General features: G+C 67.5%; 1 protein-coding gene and 1 pseudogene. Both read right to left on the reverse strand.

All coding sequences use genetic code 11. The annotated features are described in order from the left end of the window. Positions 1 to 156 precede the first annotated feature (156 nt). Positions 157 to 888 (reverse strand): IS21-like element ISMex39 family helper ATPase IstB, encoded by a 732-nt coding sequence (istB, locus tag MTDSW087_RS29725; protein ID WP_043766072.1) that lies wholly within the window; start codon positions 886 to 888, stop codon positions 157 to 159. A gap of 5 nt (positions 889 to 893) precedes the next feature. Continuing rightward, positions 894 to 2,387 (reverse strand): annotated as a pseudogene (istA, locus tag MTDSW087_RS29730) (IS21-like element ISMex39 family transposase); the annotation flags it as partial. Positions 2,388 to 2,504: the final 117 nt, after the last annotated feature.

Consider the following 2,504-nt stretch of genomic DNA (forward strand, 5'->3'; position numbering starts at 1 on the left):
TGTCAAACAGCGTTGAACATTGACCCTGGATCGGCGTCGAACTTTGACCCCCTGGATGGGTATGGCGGGACGCCCCTGATCAGCCCGGCGAAGGCGGGTCGGGGTGGCGCAGCCGGGCTGATCAGGGGTCCAGCAGGCGCGACGTGTGTGCTGGCCTCAGGCGCGGTTCTTGAAGCGCCAGCTCTCGTTGCCGGTCTCGACGATCTCGCAGTGGTGGGTGAGCCGGTCGAGGAGCGCGGTGGTCATCTTGGCATCGCCGGCGAACACGCTCGGCCATTCCCCGAAGGCGAGGTTGGTGGTGACCACGATCGAGGTCGTCTCGTAGAGCTTGCTGATCAGGTGGAACAGGAGTTGGCCGCCCGACTGCGCGAACGGCAGGTAGCCGAGTTCGTCGAGCACCACGAAGTCGAGCCGCGCCAGATGGTCGGCGATGCGGCCGTGCCGGCCGGCGCGTGCCTCAGCTTCGAGCCGATTGACGAGATCGACGACGTTGTAGAACCGGCCCCGCATGCCATCCCGGATGCAGGCTCGTGCAAGGGCGATGGCGAGGTGGGTCTTGCCGGTCCCGGTGCCGCCGACGAGCACGACGTTGCGCTGATGCGCCAGGAACTCGCCGCCGGCGAGATCACGCACCAGCACCTCGTTGATCGGAGTGCCGTCGAAGGCGAACTCGGCGATGTCCTTGGCCAGGGGCAGTTTGGCGATGGTCATCTGGTAGCGGATCGAGCGTGCCTGCTTCTCGGAGATCTCTGCCTGGAGCAGGTCGCCGACGATCTGCTGCGGCTCGTGGGTGCGCTTCACTGCGACCTTGATGATCTCGTCGTAGGCGGCCTTCATGCCGAAGAGCTTCAGATCGCCCATGGTGGCGAGGATCTGCTGGCGTTCCATCATGGTGCTCTCCTTAGGCTGTCGTAGCGGGCACAGTCGGCGACCGGCTCGTGGCGCAGCCGCAGGCTCTCGGGCGTCAGGATGGTGACGGGCGTGGTCGGCTCGCGCTGCCGGGCGAGGATGTTGAGGACGACATCGGCCGAGTGGACGCCCTCGCGCAGGGCCTCGGCACAGGCCGCCTCGACCGCCGGCAACCCGTCACCGAGCACAGCGGTGAGGATCTCGACCATCTGCCGGTCACCCCCGGCACTGCCGGCGAGCTTGCGTCGAACCCGGTCGAGGGCGGCGGGCAGCACCCAGTCCTTGAACGGTGCGCCGTTCCGGAGCGCGCCAGGTTTGCGGGCGAGCACAGGGACGTAGTGCCAGGGATCGAACACGGTCTGATCCCGGCCGAAGGCACGCGCGTGCTCGGCGACGACGCGCCCGTCCTGCCGGATCTCGATGCGCTCGGCGTAGGCTCGCACTTCGACCGGGCGGCCAATGGCGGAGGCCATGACCGAGTATCGGTTGTTGTCGAAGCGTACGAGGCAGGTCGCGGACACCGAAGCGGTGACGGCGTGGAAGCCGTCGAAGCGGCCAGCATAGGGCACCAGCGCCGCCCGCTCGGCCTCGAACCGCTCCCAGACGGTGCGCTCGCGCTCCTCGGGATGCGGATGGGCCTTGGCGTAGGCGATAGCTCCATCGAGTAGGAGCGCGTTCAACTCGTCGTAGCTCTTCACCCGGACGCGCGGGGTGAAGAAGCGCTCGCGCACCAGCCCGACCTGGTTCTCGACCTGCCCCTTCTCCCAGCCCGAGGCCGGCGTGCAGGCGACCGGATCGACGAGGTAGTGCGAGCACATCTGCAGGAAGCGACGGTTGTAGGCGCGCTCGCGACCGACGAAGATCGTCTCCACCGCGGTCTTCATGTTGTCGTAGATGCCGCGCTGGCAGGTGCCGCGGAAGAACGCGAACGCCCGGTCGTGGGCGTCGAACACCATCTCCTGGCTCTCGCGCGGATAAGCCCGCACGAACAGCATGCGCGAGTGGCAGAGCCGGACGTGAGCGACCTTGACCGTGACGGTCGTGCCGCCGATCAGCACGATCTCGTGGCTCCAGTCGAACTGGTAGGCCTCGCCTGGGGCGAAGATGAGCGGCACGAAGGCCTGCGCCGTGACCGAGGCGCGCTCGCGCTTCCAGGTTTTGGCATAGCGCCGAACGGCATCGTAGCCGCCCTCGTAGCCGAGCCCGCGCAGCGCCTCGTAGATCCGGATCAGCGTCAGTCGCTCGCGGGCGGACCTGCCGGCGTTGGTGGTCAGCATCCGATCGAGATCGTCGCGCCACGGCCCGAGCTTGGGCAGAGGCTGCACGTCGCGCTCGTAGGTGAAGGCGGTGGCCCCCGACCGGATGACCTTCCGGACCGTGTTGCGGGAGACATGCAGGTCGCGGACGATGTCCTTGATCGCGCGGCCGCGGGTGAAGAACTCGCGCCGGATGCGCGCAATCGTGTCCACGCCCTTCATCCCCCTGCACCACCCTTCCGGCCGCACCAGAGGGCAGTCTGCGAGAACGAGGTTAGGGGGTCAGAATTGGACGCCGATCCCCCGCCTCAAGGGGTCAAAGTTGCACGCCGAAACACA

The organism is Methylobacterium dankookense (assembly GCF_902141855.1).
Lineage (GTDB): Bacteria > Pseudomonadota > Alphaproteobacteria > Rhizobiales > Beijerinckiaceae > Methylobacterium > Methylobacterium dankookense.